We start from the raw sequence: 22473 nt of genomic DNA, 5'->3' as shown, positions 1-22473 counted from the left end.
CCGGCGACGGATGGCACCCGTCGCCCCCTCACCCGGTCTCCCGGGCGGCTCTAGTCGAGCGGCTTGCGGGGGCACCAGGAGTCGCCCCAGGCGGTCGTCACGGAGCACTGCCAGTCGGAGCGACCGCCGTGGTGGTCGCCCCGGCCGTCGAGGTCCAGCAGGTCGCCGAGGTCGCGGGTGCTGCCGGTGCTGCTGGCGCTTCCGGGGGTGCCGGGCCTGGTGCCGTGGCCGTCGGCGGAAGCGGCGACGACCGCCGGTCCGGGGCCGGCGTCGGCCGCGAGGGCGGCGGTCGAGCCGCCCCACCACGCGCCGGTCCCCAGCACCACCGCGACCACTGTCCGCACCACGATTCCGCGCATGACGTCAACTCCCGTGAAATAGCCCTCGGTCCGATGCCGGCCGGTGCTCCGCCACCCTGTGGAGCACCGCCCCGGCCGTGGTCACCACCCTGCCAGTCGGCGGATGGTCCGGTCACCGTTCACCAGGGATCATGAGCCTGCCAGGCACTTTTAGGAGGCATGCGATGGAAGCCGAGACCGAAACGGCGGCGGACGCCGCGGCCGCGATCCCCGGCGTGGACAGCGCGGCCGTCACGCTCTACCGCTGGACGGTCGTGCACGGGCGACTCACCCCGGACACCCTGGCGCAGGCGGCCGTCGAGACGGGGATGGACGAGACGGACTGTCGGCGGGCGCTCGCGGCCCTCACCGAAGCCTGCCTCCTGCAGCCCGTCCCCGGCGTTCCCGGTGGACCTGGCGCTCCCGACGTTCCCGGCGGCTGGCAGCCGGTCAGCCCCCAGGCCGCCACCGCGCAACTGCTGTCGGACCGCGACACCGCCCTCCGCGCCCAGGAGGAGGCGCTGCGTGCCCAGCGCCGTCGCATCCAGCAGGAACGGGACGGCCTGGCGGCGCTGGTGCCCGTCTACCTCCAGGCACGCCAGCACGCCTTCCCTCAGGGCACCATCGACCACCTGCCGGACAAGTTCGTCGTCCGCGCCCTGCTCTGCGACGTCATCGACTCCTGCCGCAGCGAGGTGCTGGTCTCCAAGCACGGCGGCGCCTTCCCGCCCGCCGCCCTGCGCGAGGCACTGCCCCGCGACCTGGCCCTGCTCGGCCGGGGCGTCCGGATGCGCAGCCTCTACCAGCACGCCACCCGCTTCGACCAGCCGACCCGGGTGCACGCGGAGCAGCTCATCGGCGCGGGCGCCGAGATCCGCACCCTGCCCGAGGTGCTGCCCCAGATGATCATCGTGGACGGGGCGCTGGCCCTGCTGCCCGCCCGTTCCGGCGGTGCGCTGGTCATCCGCGAACCCGACCTGCTGGCCTACCTGCTCGACGTCTTCGCGCGCGACTGGGAGAACGCCACCCCCTTCGCGACCGGACCGCAGGCCGCGCACGACATCGCCGTGACCGTCAAGCAGAGCATCCTGGTCCTGCTCTCCAAGGGCCTCAAGGACGAGTCGATCGCGCGCCGGCTCGGGATCTCGCTGCGCACCTGCCGACGGCACGTCTCCGAGATCCTGGAGGTGCTCGGGGCGCACAGCCGGTTCCAGGCCGGCGTCATCGCCGAGCGCCGGGGCCTGACTGCCCACCCGGTTCCGTCGTCGCCGTCACCGTCGCCTTCCCGGGCCGAGCCCGAGTCGGACGGGCCCGAGCCCGACGCCGAATCCGGTTCCGAGGCCCGCTGCCCCGCCTGCGGCACCTCGCTCGTCCAGCAGCAGCGCCCGAACGGCCGGCCGCCCACCTACTGCTCCTCCCGCTGCCGCTCCCGCGCCTACCGCGCCCGGGGCAGGGACCGCGCACCGGACGCCGTCACGAAACCGACCGACACCGTCACGTAATGCGATCGGGCCGGGTTCACGACCCCTACGAGCCCCGATGGAGGCTCGCGCTTACCGTCCGGGGCTGCTGCCGGTAGTCTGCTGGGGCGCCACGATGCGATTCGCAGCAGAGAGTCCGAAATGACTGAATCTGTAGAAGTTGCAGGATTCCACCCTGACGCTGGATAGACCCGCAGGTCACGAACTCTGCTCCCCGCACACGCGGGGATGGTCCCGGATCCGCGCCCGCGTCCGGGTCATGGCGGCACTGCTCCCCGCACACGCGGGGATGGTCCCCGTGCCCGCCGATGCGTTCAAGGCCGCCATGGCTGCTCCCCGCACACGCGGGGATGGTCCCTCTGGCAGGTCGTCGACGGTGGGTGGCAAATCCTGCTCCCCGCACACGCGGGGATGGTCCCAGCCCGTGACGCCAGGACGCTCGGCTTCAAGACTGCTCCCCGCACACGCGGGGATGGTCCCGAAGCCGCGCATCCGGTGATCGAGATCCGGGGCTGCTCCCCGCACACGCGGGGATGGTCCCGCGGCGATCGCGAACTACAAGGGCTTCGGCCTCTGCTCCCCGCACACGCGGGGATGGTCCCAAGGCGGACGACTTCCTCGAAACGATCACCGACTGCTCCCCGCACATGCGGGGATGGTCCCGTCGGGCTGACGTCGGCCGCACAGCCGATCAACTGCTCCCCGCACACGCGGGGATGGTCCCGGCACACGGCCGTGCGATCAGGGAGCCGTAGCCTGCTCCCCGCACCGCGGGGATGGTCCCGACGGGATATCGCAATTCGCCCCGTGCTCTAGCTGCTCCCCGCACACGCTGGGATGGTCCCGAGTGCAAGACCACCCCGGCCAAGAAGGACAAGCTGCTCCCCGCACTGCGGGGATGGTCCCTCGGGGTAGCGCTCCGATCCGCCGACCCGTGCCTGCTCCCCGCACACGCGGGGATGGTCCCTGGCCCGCCTTCAGGCTGGGGCCGACGACGGCCTGCTCCCCGCACGCGCGGGGATGATCCTGAAGGGCGGCGGCGGTGGGAACGCTCTACACCCTGCTCCCCGCACACGCGGGGATCGGCATGCGCTGCTCTGTCGGACGGGGTTGGACGAGGGGGGTCGTGGTGGTGGTCAGGGGCGTCGGTATGATCCGTCGCATGCTGACGGCGGGGGGCATGTCAAGGTGGAGGGTCTAGGGCCGTACGGGCCTGCGCAGGTCGGGCCGTTCAGGGTGTTGGCGGTGCTCGGGCAGGGTGGGATGGGCCGGGTGCTGCTGGGGGTCGGGCCGGACGGGCGGGCGGCGGCGGTGAAGCAGGTGCACGCCGAGTTCGCCGGGGACGACGGGTTCCGGGTGCGCTTCCGGCGGGAGGTGGCGGCCTCGCGGCGGGTCTCGGGTGCGTACACGGCGGCGGTGATCGCCGCCGATCCGGACGCCGAGACGCCTTGGCTGGCCTCGCAGTTCGTGCTGGGGCCGGCGTTGAACGAGGCGTTGCGGGCGGTCGGGGTGCTGCCGGAGGAGTCGGCGCGGCGGTTGGCAGCCGGGTTGGCGCAGGCACTGATCGACGTGCACGGGGCCGGGTTGATCCACCGTGACCTCAAGCCGTCCAATGTGCTGCTCGCCGAGGACGGCGTGCGGGTGATCGATTTCGGGATCGCCCGGGCGGCGGAGGGGCAGGACACCAAGCTGACCCGTACTGGCGCGATGATCGGTTCGCCCGGCTTCATGTCCCCCGAACAGGTGGAGGGCCGTGAACTGACGCCCGCCAGCGACGTGTTCTCCCTCGGTGCGACGCTCGCGGTCGCCTGCGCCGGTCGTCCGGCCTTCGGCGGGGAGTCGTTGCCGCGGATCCTGTTCGCCGTCCTGCACGCCGAACCGGAGCTGAGCGGGGTGCCGTCGGGACTGCGGCCGTTGGTCGCGGCGTGCCTGGCGAAGGACCCGGCGGCCCGGCCGACCCCGCAGGAGGTGCTGGCGGCGGTGGGGCGGATCGAGCCCGCGGCCCGGCCGTGGCCCGAGGCGGTGCACGGCCTGCTCGCGGTGCAACGGGCGCAGGTGGAGCGGCTGTTGCGGGGCGGGGTGCCGTTCGGAGTCGAGTCGGAGCCCACGCGGTCCGCGCCGCCCGCGCCCGTACGGCCCACACAGTCCGCGCCCGTACAGCCCGTACAGCCCGTACGGCCCGTTCGTCGACGCCGACGCGGCGCGCGGATCGCGTTGACGGTGGTTGCGGTGGTGCTGGCGCTCGCCGGGGTGGCGGGCGGGCTGGTCGCCACCGGGGTGGTGGACCTGGAGTCGGTGTTCCCGGAGGCGGTGCCCACGCCCGGGAACGTCCCGCTCGCGCAGGTCAAGGACAAGTACGCGCCGGCGGTGCCGACCTGCGTGGACGCCCGCCGGGTGACCGCGCCGGCGGAGTTCTCGTTGCCGTGGGGCAATCCCGGGACCTGGGAGGCCCAGGACACGTACGGGAAGTACCCGGAGAAGTCCTGCGAGTGGAACTCCCGCAGCGGTGACCAGATCAGCATCGTCTGGGACGTCCACCCGAGCGTCCCCGGCGGTGTGAGCGGCGCCGCGCGGGCGAAGGAGCACTACGAGGGCCTCTACGTCGGCGGTCACACGCGGGTGGCGGACCCCGGCTACGCGGAGGAGGTGTTCTGGCTTCCGGCGAAGTACCTGGACGACGGCAACTGCGTGCTCTACGTCCGGGACGTCAACCTGTTCGTGTTCGTCCTGTTGAAGGGCGCCGGTTATCCGAAGGGGCAGTGCGAGGAGACGACCAGGGCGCTCGCCGCGTCGGCTGTGCAGTTGGCGCAGTACGTGACCGTGAACGGGCCGTCCCCGGACATGTCCGCCACCACCCCGGCCTTCAAGTGACGGGCTCCTGGAACGCTTCAGGGCCCTCGAACGCCTCCGGGCCCTCGAATGCCTCAGGCCCCTCGATGCGGCCGCGCCGGGAGTCCGATCCGGCCGAGGTCGGCCCGTACCGGGTGCTGGCCGAACTCGGCCGCGGCGGGATGGGCCGGGTACTGCTGGGGGCGGGCCCGGACGGGCGGTTGGTGGCGGTCAAGCAGGTGCACGAGCGGTTCGCCGCCGATGCCGCGTTCCGGGCCAGGTTCCGGCGCGAGGTCGCCGCCTCCGGCCGGGTGTCCGGCGCCTACACGGCGGCCGTGATGGACGCCGACGTGGAGGCGGTGACGCCCTGGCTGGCCTCGGTGTTCGTGGTCGGCCCGTCACTGGCGGACGCGGTGGAGTCCGGCGGTCCGCTGCCCTCGGACGCCGTGCACGGGTTGGCGGTCGGCCTGGCGACGGCCCTGGTGGAGATCCACCGGGCGGGGCTGATCCACCGTGACCTCAAGCCGGGGAACGTCCTGCTCGCCGAGGACGGCGTGCGGGTGATCGACTTCGGGATCGCCCGGGCGGCCGAGGAGGACGCCGAACTCACCCGCACCGGCGGGGTGATCGGTTCACCCGCGTTCATGTCCCCCGAGCAGGCGGAGGGACGGGCGCTGACCCCGGCGAGCGACGTGTTCTCGCTCGCCTCCCTGCTGGCGCTGGCCCTGAGCGGACGCAGCCCCTTCGAGGGGGCGTCCGCCCTGCGCACCCTCTACAACGTGGTGCACGGCGAGCCGGACCTGAGCGGCGTCGCGCCGGCCACACGTCCGTTCCTGGAAGCCTGCCTGGTCAAGGACCCGACTGCCCGGCCGACTCCGGCCCGGCTGCTAGAACTCCTCGGCCCGGTCGCCCCGTCCGTCCGGCGGTGGCCGGACACGGTGCACGCGATGATCACCGCGCAGCGGGAGGAGGTCGACCGGCTGCTGGCCGACCCGGGCCGCACTCTGGTGCTGCGCGCCGGAGCGCCCGTGGCGGCCACTGGTCGGCCCGAACCGACCGCGCTGGGCGCCGTCCTGGACGCTGCGCCGGGTGCGGGTGCGGGTGCGGGTGCGGGTGCGGGTGCGGGGCCGGTCGGTGGTTCGGCCACCGGAGGTTCCGCCGACGGCGCCGCCGCCGCCGACGCCGATGTCACGTCGGCACCGACCCGGGTTCGCCGGAGTCCCCGGCGGACGGCCGCCCTGGTGGCCGCTGCCGTCGTCGCGCTGGCCGGGATCGGTGGCGGCGGATATCTGCTGCTGCACGATCCGGACGGCGGGGGAGCGGGCGCCGGCCCGGCCGCTCCGGACAAGTACCTGAAGGCGCCGATCTGTTCGGAAGCGGCTCCCCAACTGCCGCTGCCCGCCGAGCAGCGCCGGACGGAGCAGGACGGTTACTTCGAGCAGACCACCTATGCCGAGACCCGGTGCGCCTGGTACGGCTCGTACCTGGCGGCGGACGGCGCCCGTTACTGGGAGCAGACCGCCGCCGCCGACGTCACCTGGAAGATCCGGCGCACCTCCGGCAGTGACAACGGCACCCGGGTGCAGCGGAAGGACTTCGACGACTTCGCCGAGGGCAAGCGGAAGGCCCCCGGGATCGGCGTGGGGGACAAGGCGTTCTGGGACGCGCCCGGCCAGGGCCAGAGCTGTGTCCTCGCCGTCCGGGACGGCAACGTCTGGCTCTGGGTGGGCCTCGGCGGGCCGGACCACCCGGCGGAGCGCTGCGAGGCGCAGGCGGCCGAGGTCGCGCGCGCGGCGCTGGCGGCGATGCCCCACTGAGCGGCGGCTTCCCCGTACGCGGGCCGGGCCTCCCTGTGCGGCTCGGCCGTCGGCGCGCGGCTCAGGCGTCGGCGCGCGGCTCAGGCGTCCTGGGTCTGGCGCGCGGGCGGGACCGCGGAGTCGGTGGCCCAGGTGGTGAGGAGGTGCAGGGCGGCCTCGGTCGGCCCGTCCGGGACCGGGGTGAGGGTCACCAGCCGCTGGCGTTCCGGGCCGGAGAGGTCCAGCGTCTCGTAGGTGAAGGTGAGCGTTCCCACGGCCGGGTGGCGGAAGCTCTTGGTGCCGTGGGTGCGGACCTCGACGTCCGCGCGGGACCAGAGCCGGTGGAAGGTGTCGCTCTCCGCCCGCAACCGGTCGATCAGCCCGGCGAGCCGACGGTCCTCGGGATGGCGGCCGGCGGTGGCGCGGAGCTGGCCGACGGTGTCGGCGGCGAGCCGGTCCCACTCGACGTAGAACTCCCGGGCCACCGGGTCGAGGAACAGGAACACGGCCAGGTTCCAACTGCCCGGCGCGGCGGCCGCGCCATGGACGAACAGCCGCTTCGCCACCGGGTTCAGGGCGAGGACGTCCAGGCGGTCGCTCAGCACCATCGCCGGGACCCGCACCTGCGCCAGCATCCGCACCAGCTCCGGGCGGACGGTCACCGGCCCCGTCGCGGCGGACGTCGCGGCGGACTTCGGGGCGGCCGCACGCGCCCGCCGCTGACCCGGTCGGGCGAGGAGGTGCAGGTGCTCGCGCTCCACCCGGTCCAGCCGGAGGGCCTCGGCCAGGGCGTCGAGCACCTCGTCGGACGGATGCCGGGCCCGGCCCTGCTCCAGCCGCTGGTAGTACTCCACGCTGATCCCCGCCAACTGCGCCAACTCCTCGCGCCGCAGACCCGGCACCCGGCGCCGCCCACCGCCGCGCAGCCCGGCGCTCTCCGGAGTGACCAGCGCCCGGCGGGCCTGGAGGAACTCCCCGAAACCGTCGTGATCGTCCATGCGGGCCAGTATGACCGGCCGGACGGGTCGGGCCGGTGTCCAGGGTGGCCCTGCCAGTACCCGTAACAGTGGGGCCTGGGCGGCCGGGCGCGACCCGGACAGGCTGGGACGTGTTCGAGGGAGCCGCACCGGCTCCCGCACCGCCTCACATCCCCAGGGACACCCCATGTGCCACCCCACCGACAGCCGCCCGCCCGCCGCCCCCTTCGTCACCGGCACCGTGGCGGAGGAGGGCCGGCTGGAGATCACCGCGGCCGACGGCAACCGCTTCCACGCCTTCCACGCCGCCCCGACCGTCCCCAACGGCCGCAGCATCCTCCTGCTGCCCGACCGCCGCGGCCTGCACCCGTTCTACGAGGACCTCGCCCGACGCTTCGCCGAGGCCGGGTTCCACGTCCTGGCCTTCGACTTCTACGGCCGCTCGGCCGGCCCGTCCCGACGGGACGCCGACTTCGACTGGGCCACGCACATGCCGCTGCTGGAGCCCGCCCACGTCGAGACCGACGCCGCCGCGGCCCTGGACAAGCTGCGGGAACGGAGCGGCGGCGACCCGGTGTACGGCGTCGGCTTCTGCCTCGGCGGCTCCTACTCCTGGCGCCTCGCCGCCACCGGCCTCGGCCTGGCCGGGGCGGCGGGCTTCTACGGGGTGCCGCGCTTCTTCGGCGACCGGACGGAGCAGCTGACGGCACCCCTGCTGATGCTGCTGGCGGGCGAGGACGTGGTGACGACGCGCGAGGAGTTCGCGGCCTTCACGGACGGCCTCGACCGGGCCGGGAAGGAGTATGAACTGAAGGTCTACGAGGGCGCGCCGCACTCGTTCTTCGACGACACCGCCGAGGACTGGAGCGACGCCTGCACGGACGCGTGGCACCGCCTGCTCGCCTTCACGGGCGTCGAGGTGGGCGCACCGGCGGCGTGAGGGGTGCGTTGGCCCGGCCCGGCCCGGCCCGGCCGGGCCTCGCAACGTCAGCCTGCGGTGGGTGAGTTGGGTGGCATAGGCTTCAGTTGATCCTGCGCTTCCAGTTGGTGACGGAGATGTGCCAGATGTCCGAATCTCAAGAAGTTGCGAACTTCGGCTCCCTCGCCGCCTGAACCCGCAGGTCACGAACTCTGCTCCCCGCGCACGCGGGGATGGTCCCCAGTACATCGGCGCGCTCGCCGAGTCGACCTACTGCTCCCCGCGCACGCGGGGATGCTCCCACGCCCGATCCCTGGGTCTTGGCGATCTGCTCCTGCTCCCCGCGCACGCGGGGATGGTCCCGCGGCCTCGACCAGACTCGTCTTGCCGGTGCCCTGCTCCCCGCGCACGCGGGGATGGTCCCGGTGCACGCCAGATTCGTCAAGATGAGTTGATCTGCTCCCCGCGCATGCAGGGATGGCTGCTCCTTCGGGCTCCGGCCTCATGAACTCGACTCAGTAGTGAGGAAGGGTGAGACGCGTCCCACCAAAGCCAGTGTGCCAGCAGGTCAGGCTTGAGGCCGGTGGCCCATCCCCGCAGGACACGGCCACACCGTCCCCGCCCCAACTCGTCCCCGAGGAAAGATCGACGGATGAGCTACTGGGAGTTCGTGAAGGCCAGAACCGCCACCGAAGGCGCGGTGTGGCGGTCGACCGACGGCCTGCTCTACAAGCGGACCGGCGGGGAGGATCTGCGGGCGGAGGGCGAGTTCCAGCAGCTTGCCGCAGGGTCGGGTTACCCGGTGCCGGAGATCGTCGGCACCGGGTGGGAGGACGGAGAGCACTTCGTCGTCGAGCGTTCCCTCGGCGCCTCCTCGCTTCACGAGGAGGCGCTGGCCGATGTCCGCCGAGACGGGCAGATCAGCTCCGGGACGCTCAGTGCGGCGTCCGCCGTGGCTTCGTGCCTCCTGCGCGCTCAGGCGAGACATCCCTTGCCGGCGACGCCCTGGTTCGGGAAGGCGGCCTTCGCCGCCGAAGTCTTCGAGGAGAACCCGGACTTCGAAACTCCGCGCGTCCATGAGGCGGTGGAGCGCGCCCTGGACCGGTTGGCCCGGCTCCCGATGGTGCACGGGCATCTGGACTACGGTCTGCCCAACGTCCTGCGGGGCGGGGTCATCGACTGGCAGCACCACGGACCGGTCCCACTCGGCTACGACGTCTGTCCCGCGCTCGACATCGTTGCGTTCAGGGGCCGCGGCCAGGGGAGTTACAGGATCACCCCGGAACAGCGCGCCGCCTACCTCGACGCCCTCGACGAGACCGCCGCGGCCCTGATCGGCCTTCCGGTGAGCGAGCACCTGGGCGACTTCCTGCTCGTCAAGTGCTTCTTCTTCCTCGCCCGTATGCGGCCCACCGATCCCGCACGGCAGGACAAGTACATCAAGTGGCAGTACCGCCGGGCCCTTTTCGCGAGGGGACTCGATCAGTACGAGTCGGGTGGCGCGATCGACACCGGCGCCTTCCCCGCCTTGGACCGGTTCGCCGCCGAACACCGGTAGGCCGGTGCCGGCCCGGTCCGCGACTGCCTGCTGGACCACACCCGGACGGACGAGAGGGGCGACCGGCGGTTGTTCGGCCGGACCTGCCTCGGCCTCCTGGCCGGTCGCCCTGACTGCTGAGCCTGCTCCCACACCCTCGACTGCGGTGCGGCCGGGCGTTCAGAGGCTGCGGGCGGCGATGTTGCCGTAGGAGGTGGTCGCGGTGACGGCCAGGCCGGCGGCGCCGGTGTTGGTGAGGGCGTTGTGGATACGGCCCCAGGCGGTGGCGGCGTTCAGGGTGGCGGAGGTGCCGCGGGCGGCGCCGACCGTGATGTCGCCGTGTTCGGTGCGCAGGTCGACCGCGCCGCCGGTCGCTTCGGTGACGGTGAGGTCGCCCTTCTGGGTGCTGATCCGGGCGGGGCCGGTGAGGCGGCCGAGGTGGATGTCGCCGGACTGGACGGTGAGGTGGGCGCCGGCGGCCTCGTCGAGCTTGACGGTGCCGTGGGCGCCTTCGAAGGTGACCTCACCCAGGGGGCCGACGCCGCGCAGTTCGGCGAGGGCGGCGGTGACCTGGACCCGGGAACCGGCCGGCAGTTGCACGGTCACCTCCACCTGTCCGGAGTTGCCCAGGATCCGGGTCCTCGCGGGTTCGGCGGAGATGCGCAGGACGCCGTCGGCGCAGCTGACCCGGACCTGTTCGGCGGCCTTCACGTCACGGTTCTTCGTGGCGTCGGCGGGGAGGATCTCGACGGTGGTGTCGGCGCGGTCGGCGGCGATGAAGCGCACCGAGGCGGCGGGGACGTCGACGGCGGCGGTGACCGGGGCAGGGGTGTCGAACTTCAGCATCGTGCTTCTCCTGTGCTTGCGCCTGCTTGTTTCTGACATTGCAAAAGCTACGTTGCTTTACGAATCTGTGCAACGGATTCATTGCTCTTGTTCGTCATATGGGCAGGTCAAAGCTGTTGGATTGTTGCATTGGCCGTGAATCTAACGCAACGACTGCTGGCGCTTGGTTGCAATGGACTGTGGGTGAATGCTCCGCTGGGTGGCCCGGAGGGGCGCTTCGGCATCGGGCCGGCGCCCCACTCCGGGTCAGGCGGCCAGACCCAGGCCGAGGGTGACCGCGGCGGGGACGAGGTAGAGGAGCGGGAAGGCCACGGTCTTGTACGAGCGGGCCCTCAGGCAGGTGATCACGGCGCCGAGGAAGTACAGGATCAGACCGACCGCCGCGGCGACGCCGAGCGCCGGAACCGCAAGCCCGACCAGCAGACCGGCCGCACCCGCGAGCTTCGCCAGCGCCAGCGGGCCCCACCACGAGCGCGGCACCCCGTACTCCACCAGCGGCTGGGTCACGAACTCCGCCCGACGGGCGAGCGAGACGCCCGAGAAGCCGACCCAGAGAGCGCTGACAACGGCGAGGACGACGTAGGCGACAGACATGACGGATGCCCCTGATTTCTTGGGAGGGAGTGGAGGGGTCGGGCGGACCAACTCCGCCGCGCCCCTGCCGCACTTGCTCGAACACTCCACTGACCCGCGGCCCGCACCGGATGTGACAGCACGGCCGAAGAATTCTTTGCCGACCCTCGGAGGTATCGGTGGTCCGGGCCGAGAGCGCGGTCGCCGACCGACCGCGCGACGCTGCGGACCGGGTGACGGTGGCCTGCGGACTCCGCTGAAGGGCCGCACGCGTAGGCCGTGCCAGGTCGATGTCACAACAGGTGGGCAGGCAGAGCCACTTACGGGCTACGGTGACCATCTGAGGAGAGGCCGATGGGCCCGAGGGTTGTTGTCGGGTTGGGAGCAGCCCCGTGCGGAGGGCGTGGGATTTGGACTTGCGGCAGGAGGCCACCGTGCGACAGTCGTCCGGCCTGGTGCTGGAGGTGGTGGAAATATGCCATATGTCCGAACCTCAAGAAGTTGCAAAATTCGGCATCCCCGCCGCCTGAACGCCCAGGTCACGAACCTGCTCCCCACGCACGCGGGGATGGTCCCAACGACGTGCCCTACGACCGGATCAAGTCTCTCTGCTCCCCGCGCACGCGGGGATGGTCCCTGGTCGTCCTCGACACCGTCTCGCGGTTCATCCTGCTCCCCGCGCACGCGGGGATGGTCCCGAAGGGCGGCGGCGGTGGGCACCATCTACACCCTGCTCCCCGCGCACGCGGGGATGGTCCCATGCAGGGCGCGATGCGGCTCCGCAACGATGACTGCTCCCCGCGCACGCGGGGATGGTCCCGCCAGCGGCAGCACCCAGTACAGGACCTTGTACTGCTCCCCGCGCACGCGGGGATGGTCCCCGGCGCACGGTGAAGCTGGCCACCCGCGACGGCCTGCTCCCCGCGCACGCTGGGATGGCTCCCCAGCCCGAACAGCGGCTCGAACCTTCGCGGATCGACAGGATCGAGCCGCGAAGGTCAGGCCCATGATCAAGCTCGACGAAGGGTCCCCGGTGGCGGCGGTGACCTTGGTGCACGGTCCGGCAGGAGTGTTCTCGGACCCGGAACCGACAAGGGGGTCAGCCGGCAGCCGCAGCGCCGCCTACTCCGCAGCGGTGAACACATGCTCGGCAGGCGGGCCGACCAGGATGCCCGGGACGGCGGCGAGAGCCTCGGTCAGGTGAGGACTCGACAGGTGTGCGTCGAATGCGGCGCGGTCCTCCCACTCCTCGAACACCAGCCATGCGCTGGGGTCTTCGGGGTGGACGTATGCCTGGTAGCTGATGTTGCCCGGCTCGGCCCGCGACGGTGCGACCAGGGAAAGGGCCTGCTCGCGGACCATGTCCTCGGCGGCCGGGGCGGCCTTGAGGAGGGCGATAGCGGTGACCTTGGGCATGGGTGCGCTCCGTTCGATGCTTGCTTCCGGGAAACGAAAGTCCAGGTCTGCGGGTGCCGGACGCGACCATGTTCGGCCGTCCCGTTCGCCCCAGCAGACACTACGGTCCGGACATCGTTCCTCCCCGGCCGACCAGCTGACGACCAGCCGGGCGCGCAGCCGTGAACGGCGGCGCGGACGGTGCCGCTGCGCCACCGCCCGCCCGGGACCTGTGCCGCCTCGGTGGTCACCGCCTCCTGTCTCCCGGGCTCGGGAAGAGGGGACTTTCGGCGTTCTGCCGGTAAATGGGTACCCGCTGCGGGATCGTTGCCCACGAGGCACGGCGAACGGCCGTGCCGAGCGGGCCGACGATGGAGGGCCGTCGATGGCTGAACGGGAAACGTGGACCACCGACGAGTTCGGTTCCTCGCACGAGGGATCCGTCGGCGTGCTGCTGGCTGACGGGACGGTCCCCGGACCTGCGTTCTTTCCCATGTCGTCCGGAGGGGAAGGACAGAGCACCTCGCAGTGGAGCGTCTACGACGGCTTCTTCGGCCTCACCCCCAAGGCGCACGCCCTGCGCGCGGAGTGCTCGTGCGGCTGGACCGGAACCGAGCACCCGCTCGACTGGGAGCAGATCGGGGAGCAGGAACTCCGAGTGGCCGCCCGAGATCTCGCGGAGGAGTGCGAGACGGAATGGTGGGACGGACACACCATCACCGTGGAGAAGTCGGCCATTGCCGTCCCGGAGGAGATCACCGACCTGGTGCGCCTCGTCGCGGAGAAGATCGAGAAGCTGGCACAGCGGTCGCCGCTGGCGGCGGTGAGAGCCGCCCGACTGCTTGAGGTGGCCGCTGTCCGCACCGGGTACTGGCCGGCCCACGACGCGCGGGCGAAGGCGAGCCCCGAAGAGGCCGCCGCCGCACTCGGCCTGAACGAGGACGACACCCGGCACCTCCTCGCCCGATTCGGCAACTGGAGTCCGTACGGCTGAGGTTCGGCTGCTTCCGGCCCGGCCCGTGGCGTCCATCGGCTCGGCGGCCCTGGGCGCCGAGCCGACTGCGGTGGGGTTGTGGCCATGAGTGCTCCTGCGCAGGAAGTCGGATGCGCCGACTTCCTGCGCAGGGTGAAACGGCCCTGCCGAGTAGGCAGGGCCCGCTTTGTCGACCACTGATTCCCGAGGGCAACTGACACGGTCATCGGTGTCGTGGTGTGTCGGACGGTGGGCGTTGACGGCGTTGAACCTGCGGTCCGCGTGGGTGCTGGCCCGTTCCGGCAGAGCGGCAGGCTGTGGGTGAACTGCGCAGGAAGTCGGAGGTTCCGACTTCCTGCGCAGTTCGGTGCCTGGGCAGGGGGAGGCCGGAGCGATGCGAGCCTCGACGGGCACCGGTTTCTCGTAGGGGCGGCCTTCGGAGTGGCGGGGTGGAGGCAATGCGGGAACCTTGAGGGCGCGCCGCTGGACAACCTGCTCCCCGCGTGCGGGGACGAACCCCTGCTCGTCGGGAACCGCGCCCACACGTGACCGGGCTGCCTGAGGTCACGTCCTGGCGGAGTTCTGGCACCACCAGGAGAGGTCCCGCTCAAGCTCTTCCAGGGTTTCAAGCCTCTGTTGGATGTGAACGCCGAACTCGGCAGGCAGCCTCACGCTGTGGTCGAGGACATAGTGGGCCAGCCCTTCCGGCCAGAGGTAGTAGCCGTCGGTGAGGTCACGGGAGCCGTTGGACTGCGAGCACAACCTGCACGTCGATACCCCCATCCAGGAGGCAGCGACTTGGCCGTGTACCAGGTAGTCCGCGACCCAATGCCGTTCCGACTCCTCCCAATCGGGATCGATGAGATCGGAGGGGTTCGGCAGCGTCCGGTTCGAGGGCGTCCTCCAGAAGCCCAGCTGCCGGACGGGACGGTTGGCAGGTTCCCTCGGTTCAGGCATGCCCAGAGACTGCCATGGCGAGGGTTGTCGCGGCCCTGAACGAGTTCAGCTGCCGCAAGCGCTGGAACTCGGATCCAACCGGTTGCCGGCCGAAGCCGGTTTGGACGAGCCTGCGGCGTGAGAGCGGTGGACCGGGCGGCCGCGTGAAGGTTCGCTGTGTGAGGGAGGGGCCCGCGTGGGAGGTGCGGTACCAGCGACCTGGCCGTCAAGGTGCTGGGCTGTGTAAGGAGGCCGGTGCGGCGTAGGCTTCGGTCGATCCTGACGATTCCTCGTCGATGCTGGCGGTGGTTGAGATGTACCAGATGTCCGAATCTCAAGAAGTTGCGAAATTCGGCTCCCTCGCCGCCTGAAGGCGCAGGTCACGAACTCTGCTCCCCGCGCACGCGGGGATGGTCCCGTGCGGGCGAGGGAAAGTGCTTGGCTGTAGCGCTGCTCCCCGCGCACGCGGGGATGGTCCCCACGGTGCCGTCGGCGGTGCGGAGGATCGAGACTGCTCCCCGCGCACGCGGGGATGGTCCCCCCGGCACGGTGGCGTCCCAGCTGGGCGGGGTCTGCTCCCCGCGCACGCGGGGATGGTCCCGTCACCACCCCGATCGGCGGCGGCAGCCCCGGCTGCTCCCCGCGCACGCGGGGATGGTCCCAAGGCCGCCAACGACGCCTACACGGTGACGATCTGCTCCCCGCGCACGCGGGGATGGTCCCTCACCGGGGTCGTGGAGGTCACGAGGTGGTTGCTGCTCCCCGCGCACGCGGGGATGGTCCCGCGCTTCCGCCTGGTGTGCCTCGCTGTGCGTCCTGCTCCCCGCGCACGCGGGGATGGTCCCCGAACCCCGCACCAGCCTTTGTGCAGGCGATCACTGCTCCCCGCGCACGCGGGGATGGCCCCCCGACAGCACGTCAGGCCGAGCTAGGCGGCCTCTGCTCCCCGCGCACGCGGGGATGGTCCCGCTGGGCCCAGCAACTGCTGGAACGGACTGCCCTGCTCCCCGTGTACGTGGGGATGGTCCGTTCGGTTGTCTGCCCGACTTCGACTTGCCAACCTGTGTGACCTCAATGGATGGATTGCGAGTCCGCCGTCTGCGACCTTGGGCTTCGACCTATAGTTTGCGAGCCATTGCAGGGGGTGCTTCGCGAGGCGCCCGGTCGGCAAGGGTGGTCATGGCGCGACGCGTCGTCGCACCGGGCGGTCCCCTGGCACCCCGCGGACGGCTAAGCCTTGATTGACGCGGCCGCCCTCGCGACTCGCTCGATCCTTGCGCGGTGGGTCGCGCGGGCTTCCTCGTCGATCTGCTGCTCGTGTTCGGCGCGCAGCCCGGTCCGGCCGTCGAGGCCCTCGCGGAGGATGTCGGCGTGCCCGGCATGCCGGACGGACTCGCTGAGAACGTGGACCATGATGGCGAACAGGTTCGTGTTGGGGTCGGCCCCCGGCCACCAGGGCGCTTGGCCTGGGGCGTCGAGGGGAAGCTCGTCGATCGTCGCGTCCGAGTGTTCCCACGTGCGCTGGTAGAACCCGATGATCCGAGCGCGGGTCTCGTCCTCGGTCGCCCACTGATCGCTGCCGTCGGAGTCCTGCCACCGGGGCAGCGGTTCCGGGGACGGCCGGTCGAAGACCTCGCCGAAGTACCTGGCCTCGACAGTGGCCAGGTGTTTGACCAGGCCGAGGAGGTTGGTCGCGGTCAGCGGTAGGCGGGCGTCGTACTCGGACAAGCCGTCGAGCTTCCAGAGCAGCGCCTCGCGGTCTCGCCGCAGTCGCCCGTGCAGGTCGGTCTTCGCGAATCCATCGATCATGCAGTATGAGCCTGCCATGGTCTGATCGAAGCCCCAAGGTGACGTACGGACGCACACCTCGGCGCCGCCGGACAGCGCATCTGCCCGCTGGCCGACGTGGCTGTGACTCAGCACGCCACTTGTCGCCGCCTTCGAAGACGTCCTCCCGCCGAGGCGAGCCGGCTACTTCGATGGTGGGGGGTGGACAGGCCACGCAGGACTCTTCCGTCACCGTCGCCTGTCGGCGGCCCTACCGTGGGTCGGCCCGGTGGCTCCCGAATGCGTCGTTGGCCCAACTCGCGCCCGGCGTAGGCGCTTTACTGTTCAGTGCCAGTGGTAGCACCGGGCGAGGTCGATGAAGAGAGTTCTCACAGTGGGCGCGGCCGCTGTGCTCGCGTCCGGCTTGGGTACGACGTCGGCAAACGCGGCCTCGGAGTACGTGCACTTCAAGAACGTGGCCACGGGCCGCTGTCTGGACTACCGGGCCGACTACGGGCCCTATGCGACCGACTGCAACGGCGGCGGCTATAAGACCTGGCTGGTGAACAGCGCCGCGTTCGAGCTCTCCGCCATGCGGCAGAACGCGGCCGGCCGGCTGTGCCTGGTCGCCCGTAGTGGTGAGGCCACGATGAAGCCGTGCCTGTCCAACGACCCGGCGGCCCTGTGGCTCTTCGGCCCCACGGCGGCCGGGTTCACGCTGATCAACCACGTGACCGGCACCTGTCTGGGCGAGGGGGCGACCGCCAGGCACGCCGTGAAACTCGTCGAGTGTTCGGGCGGCAAGTCCCAGCTCTGGGTGTGGCAGAGCGCCTGACTTCCTGCACGGCCGGACCAGTGCCGAACGGGCACCCCGTCCGCAAGCCCGTGAGCAGCGGTGCCGTGCGCTCGGCGCGGGCCGCGACGCACGGACGGATCACTCGCTGCCGCTGTCGTGCAGTGCCGCAGGCCACTGCCTGCTGAGCGGGCCCATCCATCGGTCGGAGCCACAGCCCGCTCCCCGCGCACGAGCGGCCCGGGCCGGTGCGGGGGTCAGGCGCGGCGGGTGAGGAAGAGGTCGTGGATGCGTTCGACGTGGGCGCCGTTGCCGTTGGTGTCGAGGACGGCGGCGGTGTCGGTGAGGGCCTGGGTGCGGTGGTCGGTGGGGAGGGCGGCGTACATCGAGAGGGAGGAGAGGTAGGCGAGGTAGTCCGCCGTCTCGTAGTGGGCCTCCTCGCGGAAGCGCAGTGAGCGGAGGTCGGTGAAGCGGGCGTCCTTCGCGCAGTCGACGGCCGGCCAGTGGCCGAGCATGTCGGGCCAGTGGCCCGGGGTGTCGCCGAAGGCGGAGGCGAGAACGGCGTGGGGTGTGTGGGTGAGCCCGTGGCGCCGGTCGACCTCGGCGAGGGCGGCGTGGAGGTCCGGGTCGCTGATGCCCAGGGGGTTCCAGAAGAGGGCGACCGTTCCGCCCGGGGCGAGGACGTCGTGGGCGAGGTCCCAGCGGTGGGCCGGGTCGATCCAGTGCCAGGAGGTCGCGGCGAAGAGCAGCCCGAAGCGGGTGTCGCCGGGCTGCCTGTCCTCGAAGTTGCGCACCTCGATGCGGACGTTGGGGTGGGCCGCGGTGTTGCGGCGCAGGACCTCGGCCATGCGGGGGTCGGGTTCGACGCAGGTGAGCGGGCTGGTGAGGGCGGCGGCGAACGGGACGGTGGCCTTGCCCGTGCCGGCTCCGACTTCGAGGGCGGGGCGGTCGCCGAGGGCGGCGTAGTCCAGGACGGTGGAGACGAGGACCTCGGGGTAGCCGGGGCGGACGGCGTCGTATGTCTCGGCGACGCTGCCGAAGACCTGGCGGCGGGTCATGTCGAGGGGGTTGGGGGAGGAGGACATGAGGTCCCTTCGGAGCAGGGGCGGCCCGCGCACCGGTTGCGGTGCGCGGGCCGGAGGGAGGTGGGGGGACCTTCAGAGAAGGTCGAAGTCGAACTCGCCGTTCGCGACTGCGGTGATGAAGGAGGTGTGGGCCTCGGCCGTGAAGGAGAGCGAAGGTCCCGAGCGGTCCTTGGAATCACGGAAGAAGGCGGCAGGGAGGCTCAGCAGTGCGGCGACCTCGACGCAGTTGTCATCGCCGCCGCTGTAGCTCGACTTCCTGAAGATCGGCCCGGTGGTGGAAGCGTCGGGGGAGGGATGGGTCACTTGATTTTGTCTCTCTGTGCGGTGATGAAGTCGAGCGACGAGTCGACGGGCAGGGCCTCTGCCGTGATCGCCTGGAACTTGCCCCGATACAACTCCACATCGGCAGGTTCCTCGACCCAGAGGCTGCTCATCAGACCTTCGACGAGCACCACATCGAGGTCCTGGCGCTGAGGGAAGCCCATGAGTGCCATCGCCCCGCTCATCCCTGGGTGAATAGCCGCACCTGTAGGCATGACCTGGATATTGACGTTCGCAAGCCGACTCAGAGTCAAGAGGCGGTCGAGCTGCGGCGCCATGATGTCCGGGCGGTTGGCATTCGCGCAGAGCGCGGCTTCATGGATGACCGCCCACACCTGAACCGGATTCGGGCGGGTCAGGATGTGTTGGCGGGCCATCCGAACCTGAACCAGGTCGTCGACAGTGCCGCCGGACCGAACACGCAGCCGCTCAATGACGATGCGGGCGTACTCCGGCGTTTGGAAAAGACCCGGGATGAAGGCCGGTTCGTAGGTCTTGTAGGTCGATGCGTCGGTCTCCAGGAGGATCAAGTCGTTCGCGGTGGCGTTGATGACATCGCGGTAACTCAGCCACCAGCCGCGCTTACTGCCGTCCTTGGTGATGGCGATGAGACCGGCGCGGAAGTCCTGGTCGTCGCAGCCGTAGAAGTCGAGGAGTTTGTTGACGTCCTCGATCTTGGCTGCGGTGTGGGCGGTCTCGATCCGGGTCAGTTTGGGCTGACTCATCCCGGTGGCCTCGGCGACCACTTCCGCTGTGAGCTTGCGCTGCTCCCGTAGCTTCCGCAGTTCGCCGCCAAGCCTCCGTCGACGAACGGTCGAGACCGCCATATGGACCCCTCCTGAGCTGTCAGTTGACCAGTCTGCCCGCGTCCTGGGCATCCGCGCTACCGGCAACAGGCAGTCTAGGCAGCCGAATTCAGGTTCGATATGCATAGATGCGAGTTGTGGCGAATGAGTTGCGCTTCATGCCGCATGGGCCCCATGCTGAGCGTAGCGAACCGGATGCTCTGCGTAGGCACCGATTGCGCAATGTGCTGCCGGGGTTCGCCGTCAGAGACTCATTCGCCCCCTACGGAGGTCTCCGTATGTCCACGCTCCCCCTGCCCCCCGACTGGTCCGTCGCCCGCGAGGAGTTGCGCGAGGTGCTCGTGCGCGCCGGGTGGCCCGGTGGCACCGCGGACGACGCCGAGTTGGCGTTGTGTGAACTCTTCGTCAATGCCTGGAAGCACGGCGGCTCGCCGGCTCCGCTGGTCGTCGTCGTGCTCCTGGAGGGGGTGCTTCGGGTGTCGGTCGCGGACGGCTGTCCGAAGCTGCCCGAGCAGAGAACGGCGGAGCCGGCCGGGTCGTACGCGCTCTCCGGGCGCGGCCTGCACCTCGTCCGCTCGCTCACGGACCGCTTCGGGGCGGACCCGCGCAGGTCCGGCAAGTCCGTCTGGTTCGAGCTGGACGCCGCCGCGTGAGCGCCGCCGACGGGCCGATCGAGCCCCACGACCCGCGCGTCCGTACGTACTCCGAGGCCGAGGTGGAAGCGCTCCTGCTCGAACTCCACGAGCGCGGAAAGGCCCTGGGCATCGTCTGGCCCTCCGCCACCACCGAGGGCGTGGTCGACGGCCGGGTGCTGGTCCGGTTCGGCAACGCCCCGACCGCCACCCTCCTCAACCTCCTCGCCCTGCTGAAGGGCCGGCCGTGACCGCGACCCGGCTGCTCGTCGGGGTCGCGCTCTCCTTCCTCGCCCTCCTCGCCCTGGCGACCGTCGTCCTCGGCGTCGTCCTCGTCCGGCGAATGCCCGGACAGCCGGAGGAGGAGGGCGACAGGTCGTCGGACTGAACCGGCGCACTCGTGACAGAGGTCGTCCGGGAGTGGCTCCCGGACGGCCTCGGGGGTCACGGTGCACGTGCGAGGATCGGCCACCGGAAAGTCCGGTGCCACAGGACCACCGCGTGATCGCGTTAGTAGGGCATGGAGCAAATACAGGGGGCGGAGGCACCGGCCGTCGAGCCGGGAGCGCCGCCCGACTTTCCGGCCTTCGTGGCGTCACGGGGGCGCCAGTTACTGCGGACGGCGTTCCTCCTCACCGGTGGTGACGCGCATCTGGCCGAGGACCTCGTGCAGGAGGCGCTCGGCCGCGTCTTCGTGAAGTGGCGTCGGATCTCGCGCCTGGACAATCCCAGCGGCTACGCGCAGACCGTCCTCGTCAACACCTTCCTCTCGCACCGGCGTCGGCGCAGCAGTACCGAACGCGTCACCGACGTCCTGCCGGACGTCGCGGTCGCGGACCCCGATCCCGCCCTGCGGCTCACCCTCCTCCGGGCGCTCGGCGAACTGCCGCCGCAGGACCGGGCGGTGCTGGTGCTCCGCTTCTGGGAGGACCGCAGCGTGGAGGAGACGGCGACGGCGATGCGGCTGAGCAGTACGGCCGTCCGTTCCCGCAGCAGCCGGGCGCTGGCCCGGATGCGGGACAAGTTGGGGGCCGCCGAGTCGGCGGAGTCCGCGGGGTCGATGGGGAAGGCGGTGCTGCGCCATGTCGGTTGAGAGCGATCGCGAGAGCAGCTTCGAGGACGAGTTCGCCGGGATGTTGCGCGGGGCGGCCATGTCGGCCCCCGCCGACGGGCTGTTCGGGCTGGCCGCCGGGGCCGAGCGGGTCGGACGGCGGCGGCGGAACCGGCGGCGGGCTGTACTGGCCGCCGGTCTGGTGGCGGCCATGGTGGTGGCCGGCAGCGTCGGCGTGTTGACCGGTGAGCCGGGTCAGGACGTCTTCGGCCCGGCCGGCGGGCCGGTGCGCCCGATGACCGAGGACGAGGTGGTGCGGCTGGTCACCGGTCTGCTGCCGCCGGGCTCGGTGAAGAAGATCACCGCGGAGGCGCCCGGCAGTGACCACCCGTCCAGGGGCCCGAACCGGACACTCGGTGTGCTCAGCTATGACGACGGCGCGGGTGCGACCACGGTCGCCTACTTCGTCGAACGCGGTACGCAGCCGCCCGAGCAGGCCGTGGTCTGCGTCGACCCTTCGATGGGGCCGAAGGAGTACTGCGACCGCACCGTCCGTTCGGACGGATCGGTGCTGATGGTCGACAAGTCCCGGGACGGTGCCTCCTCCGACACGCGGATATGGCGGGGCGTCTACGCGACACCGGACGGCACGGTGATCACGATTGTCGAGTACAACGGGGAGCAGACGAACCCGACCAGGGAGTTCCCGGCGCTGGACGAGCGGCAGCTGGCCGCCATGGCGACCGCGCCCGTGTGGGGGAAGGTCGTCGCGGAGATCAGGCCGAACCCGAACGCGCCGAAGGACGGCGGGCCGAAGCGGGAGGGAACGGCCGAGTCGGCGCCTGCATCCTCACCGCCCACGCCCGCCTCCACGTCCCCGGCGCCCGTGCCCACCGCTCCCGTGCCCACCGCTCCCGTGCCCACCGCTCCCGTGTCCCCCCTCACGCCCTCGCCCTACATCCCCACGCCCGCGCCCGGGGAATCGCTCCCCGAGCTGGCCGCCGTGCTCGCGCGCGTGCTGCCGGCGGGCGCGCAGGAGGTGGGACGGGACGAGGCGGGCGGCGCGGTGACGGTCGGGTACGAGGGACGCACCAGCCGGGTGTCCGTCCGCGTCGAGCCCGCCGGGCAGGGCGGGATCCTGACCAAGAAGACCGCCGAGGAGGGCACGCCGACGCCGCTGGAGGTCAGGCAGACGCTGCCCGACGGCACGTTCGTCGTGATGAACCGCTTCGGCAACGGCAAGGGCGCCGTCGATCCGGTGCTCCACTGGGTGGCGCGGGTGTACTACCCGGACGGGCGGAACGTCGTGATCAGCGAGGGGAACGGCGAGGACGACCGGACCTACCGGCCGGGTGAGCCCGCGTTGTCCGTCGAGCAGCTGAAGGCGATGGTCCTGGCGCCCGACTGGCGGAAGTGAC

The 22473-nt window shown here is 71.3% G+C and carries 22 protein-coding genes and 4 CRISPR repeat arrays; of the genes, 12 read left to right on the top strand and 10 right to left on the bottom strand.

The features are described from left to right. Positions 1 to 50: 50 nt before the first annotated feature. Positions 51 to 359, bottom strand: coding sequence for a hypothetical protein (locus ACIQ9P_RS00925; protein WP_402347595.1), 309 nt, complete (start codon positions 357 to 359; stop codon positions 51 to 53). Between the two features lie 164 nt (positions 360 to 523). Between ACIQ9P_RS00925 and ACIQ9P_RS00920 the strand changes: the two genes are divergently transcribed. The 3 genes from ACIQ9P_RS00920 (at position 524) to ACIQ9P_RS00910 (ending at position 6465) form a co-directional block, all read left to right on the top strand. Continuing rightward, positions 524 to 1840: a LuxR C-terminal-related transcriptional regulator gene (locus ACIQ9P_RS00920; RefSeq protein ID WP_402347592.1), complete on the top strand. Its 1317-nt coding sequence runs from the start codon at positions 524 to 526 to the stop codon at positions 1838 to 1840. Positions 1841 to 2026: 186 nt separating this feature from the next. Continuing rightward, positions 2027 to 2907: direct repeats of the CRISPR family, unit length 28 nt; unit sequence CTGCTCCCCGCACACGCGGGGATGGTCC. A gap of 157 nt (positions 2908 to 3064) precedes the next feature. Next, complete coding sequence (locus ACIQ9P_RS00915; RefSeq protein ID WP_402347589.1) at positions 3065 to 4690, top strand: serine/threonine-protein kinase; 1626 nt, start codon at positions 3065 to 3067, stop codon at positions 4688 to 4690. 65 nt (positions 4691 to 4755) lie between these two features. Next, positions 4756 to 6465, top strand: a complete 1710-nt coding sequence (locus ACIQ9P_RS00910; RefSeq protein WP_402347586.1) for a serine/threonine-protein kinase — start codon at positions 4756 to 4758, stop codon at positions 6463 to 6465. A gap of 80 nt (positions 6466 to 6545) precedes the next feature. Here ACIQ9P_RS00910 and ACIQ9P_RS00905 read toward each other — a convergent pair whose 3' ends face one another. Beyond that, complete coding sequence (locus ACIQ9P_RS00905; protein WP_402347583.1) at positions 6546 to 7442, bottom strand: helix-turn-helix transcriptional regulator; 897 nt, start codon at positions 7440 to 7442, stop codon at positions 6546 to 6548. 166 nt (positions 7443 to 7608) lie between these two features. On the opposite strand from ACIQ9P_RS00905, the gene ACIQ9P_RS00900 reads away from it, so the two are divergent. After that, on the top strand, positions 7609 to 8361 hold the full coding sequence (locus tag ACIQ9P_RS00900; RefSeq protein ID WP_402347580.1) for a dienelactone hydrolase family protein: 753 nt from the start codon (positions 7609 to 7611) through the stop codon (positions 8359 to 8361). 191 nt (positions 8362 to 8552) lie between these two features. Then, positions 8553 to 8825: a CRISPR direct-repeat array (repeat unit 29 nt; unit sequence CTGCTCCCCGCGCACGCGGGGATGGTCCC). 167 nt (positions 8826 to 8992) lie between these two features. Further along, on the top strand, positions 8993 to 9898 hold the full coding sequence (locus ACIQ9P_RS00895; protein ID WP_402347577.1) for a phosphotransferase: 906 nt from the start codon (positions 8993 to 8995) through the stop codon (positions 9896 to 9898). Between the two features lie 159 nt (positions 9899 to 10057). On the opposite strand, the gene ACIQ9P_RS00890 is transcribed toward ACIQ9P_RS00895, so the two are convergent. The 3 genes from ACIQ9P_RS00890 to ACIQ9P_RS00880 all read right to left on the bottom strand — a co-directional run bounded on the left by ACIQ9P_RS00890 (position 10058) and on the right by ACIQ9P_RS00880 (position 12712). Next, positions 10058 to 10723 carry a DUF4097 family beta strand repeat-containing protein gene (locus ACIQ9P_RS00890; RefSeq protein WP_402347574.1) on the bottom strand — a complete coding sequence of 222 codons (666 nt, stop codon included), beginning with the start codon at positions 10721 to 10723 and terminating at the stop codon, positions 10058 to 10060. A gap of 246 nt (positions 10724 to 10969) precedes the next feature. After that, on the bottom strand, positions 10970 to 11317 hold the full coding sequence (locus tag ACIQ9P_RS00885; RefSeq protein ID WP_402347571.1) for a DoxX family protein: 348 nt from the start codon (positions 11315 to 11317) through the stop codon (positions 10970 to 10972). Positions 11318 to 11843: 526 nt separating this feature from the next. Next, positions 11844 to 12239: a CRISPR direct-repeat array (repeat unit 29 nt; unit sequence CTGCTCCCCGCGCACGCGGGGATGGTCCC). Positions 12240 to 12418: 179 nt separating this feature from the next. Beyond that, complete coding sequence (locus ACIQ9P_RS00880; RefSeq protein WP_402347568.1) at positions 12419 to 12712, bottom strand: putative quinol monooxygenase; 294 nt, start codon at positions 12710 to 12712, stop codon at positions 12419 to 12421. A 364-nt stretch (positions 12713 to 13076) separates the two neighbouring features. Here ACIQ9P_RS00880 and ACIQ9P_RS00875 point away from each other — a divergent pair, with 364 nt between their 5' ends. Further along, entirely contained in the window at positions 13077 to 13685 is a 609-nt protein-coding gene (locus ACIQ9P_RS00875; protein WP_402347566.1) for a hypothetical protein, read from the top strand. Between the two features lie 543 nt (positions 13686 to 14228). Here the strand turns inward: ACIQ9P_RS00875 and ACIQ9P_RS00870 are convergent. Then, entirely contained in the window at positions 14229 to 14621 is a 393-nt protein-coding gene (locus ACIQ9P_RS00870) for a hypothetical protein (protein ID WP_402347563.1), read from the bottom strand. A 368-nt stretch (positions 14622 to 14989) separates the two neighbouring features. Further along, positions 14990 to 15629: a CRISPR direct-repeat array (repeat unit 29 nt; unit sequence CTGCTCCCCGCGCACGCGGGGATGGTCCC). Positions 15630 to 15830: 201 nt separating this feature from the next. Beyond that, positions 15831 to 16409, bottom strand: coding sequence for a DinB family protein (locus ACIQ9P_RS00865; protein ID WP_402347560.1), 579 nt, complete (start codon positions 16407 to 16409; stop codon positions 15831 to 15833). A gap of 418 nt (positions 16410 to 16827) precedes the next feature. On the opposite strand from ACIQ9P_RS00865, the gene ACIQ9P_RS00860 reads away from it, so the two are divergent. Beyond that, positions 16828 to 17202, top strand: coding sequence for an RICIN domain-containing protein (locus ACIQ9P_RS00860; RefSeq protein ID WP_402347557.1), 375 nt, complete (start codon positions 16828 to 16830; stop codon positions 17200 to 17202). A 215-nt stretch (positions 17203 to 17417) separates the two neighbouring features. Here the strand turns inward: ACIQ9P_RS00860 and ACIQ9P_RS00855 are convergent, their stop codons facing one another. The 3 genes from ACIQ9P_RS00855 to ACIQ9P_RS00845 form a co-directional block, all read right to left on the bottom strand. Then, complete coding sequence (locus tag ACIQ9P_RS00855) at positions 17418 to 18245, bottom strand: class I SAM-dependent methyltransferase (RefSeq protein ID WP_402347554.1); 828 nt, start codon at positions 18243 to 18245, stop codon at positions 17418 to 17420. Positions 18246 to 18317: 72 nt separating this feature from the next. After that, positions 18318 to 18548 carry a DUF397 domain-containing protein gene (locus ACIQ9P_RS00850; protein WP_402347551.1) on the bottom strand — a complete coding sequence of 77 codons (231 nt, stop codon included), beginning with the start codon at positions 18546 to 18548 and terminating at the stop codon, positions 18318 to 18320. Next, entirely contained in the window at positions 18545 to 19393 is an 849-nt protein-coding gene (locus tag ACIQ9P_RS00845) for a helix-turn-helix transcriptional regulator (protein WP_030391243.1), read from the bottom strand. Before ACIQ9P_RS00845 ends, ACIQ9P_RS00850 begins: the two co-directional genes overlap by 4 nt. Positions 19394 to 19650: 257 nt before the next feature. Between ACIQ9P_RS00845 and ACIQ9P_RS00840 the strand changes: the two genes are divergently transcribed. The 5 genes from ACIQ9P_RS00840 (at position 19651) to ACIQ9P_RS00820 (ending at position 22472) form a co-directional block, all read left to right on the top strand. Continuing rightward, positions 19651 to 20025, top strand: coding sequence for an ATP-binding protein (locus tag ACIQ9P_RS00840; RefSeq protein ID WP_266310629.1), 375 nt, complete (start codon positions 19651 to 19653; stop codon positions 20023 to 20025). Next, the gene (locus ACIQ9P_RS00835) at positions 20022 to 20255 is read left to right on the top strand and encodes a hypothetical protein (protein ID WP_375996319.1); all 234 of its coding nucleotides are present in this window, start codon (positions 20022 to 20024) and stop codon (positions 20253 to 20255) included. The genes ACIQ9P_RS00840 and ACIQ9P_RS00835 overlap by 4 nt, the downstream gene beginning before the upstream one ends. Next, entirely contained in the window at positions 20252 to 20392 is a 141-nt protein-coding gene (locus tag ACIQ9P_RS00830; protein ID WP_402347546.1) for a hypothetical protein, read from the top strand. The genes ACIQ9P_RS00835 and ACIQ9P_RS00830 overlap by 4 nt, the downstream gene beginning before the upstream one ends. A 132-nt stretch (positions 20393 to 20524) precedes the next feature. Further along, entirely contained in the window at positions 20525 to 21097 is a 573-nt protein-coding gene (locus ACIQ9P_RS00825) for a SigE family RNA polymerase sigma factor (RefSeq protein ID WP_402347544.1), read from the top strand. Further along, positions 21087 to 22472, top strand: coding sequence for a hypothetical protein (locus ACIQ9P_RS00820; protein WP_402347541.1), 1386 nt, complete (start codon positions 21087 to 21089; stop codon positions 22470 to 22472). Before ACIQ9P_RS00825 ends, ACIQ9P_RS00820 begins: the two co-directional genes overlap by 11 nt. The last annotated feature ends 1 nt before the right edge of the window (position 22473 follow it).

The sequence above is a fragment of the Kitasatospora sp. NPDC094019 genome (assembly GCF_044764505.1).
Lineage (GTDB): Bacteria > Actinomycetota > Actinomycetes > Streptomycetales > Streptomycetaceae > Kitasatospora.
This window is presented reverse-complemented; position numbering and strand designations above follow the sequence as displayed.